1 protein-coding gene is annotated in these 588 nt (G+C 68.5%); it reads left to right on the top strand.

What is annotated here, in order from left to right; genetic code table 11:
* The coding region (locus tag AX702_RS20960) for a GNAT family N-acetyltransferase (protein WP_197420711.1) at positions 1-492 on the top strand (492 nt) is incomplete at its 5' end.
* Positions 493-588 lie beyond the last annotated feature (96 nt).

Below are 588 nucleotides of genomic sequence, written 5' to 3'. Positions count from 1 at the left end.
AACATGCGGATCCGCCCGTTTCGTCCCGCCGATGCGCCGGCGCTCGCGGCCTTGTTCCACGCCGCCGTGCACCGCGCGGGCAGCCGGTACTATGTGCCCGAGCAACTGCACGCCTGGAGCCCGGCGCCGCCCCCGCCCGATCGCTACATCGAACAGGCGCACGGCCGCACCTTCCTGGTCGCGCAGGACGCCGCCGGGCGCGTGATCGGCTATGGCGATCTGGAGCGCGACGGGCATATCGATCACCTTTATTGCCACCCGGACGTGATCGGCACCGGCGTCGGCGGCGCGATCCTCGATGCGCTGGAACAAGCGGCGCGCCGCGACGCAATCGCGCGCCTGTACGTGGAGGCAAGCGAGAACGCCCGCCCCCTCTTCGAACGCCGCGGCTTCACGCTCAATGCGCGCAACGATTTCGAGCGGCGCGGCGTAGCGATCCACAATTATCGCATGTCGAAGCGGCTGGTGCAGGCAAGGACGCCCGTTCCCTGATCCAGGCATTGCGGCGATGGCGGCGGATTGAGGGGCAGCTGTCGCCCAGTTGCGGACATTGACCGTCGGTGTAGCCTGGCTCGCATGAACGACGGT

This window comes from Sphingomonas sp. CCH5-D11 (assembly GCF_001557395.1).
In the GTDB taxonomy this organism is placed as follows: domain Bacteria; phylum Pseudomonadota; class Alphaproteobacteria; order Sphingomonadales; family Sphingomonadaceae; genus Sphingomonas.
The sequence above is the reverse complement of the archived record's forward strand: the minus strand, read 5'-3'. Positions and strand labels throughout refer to the sequence as shown.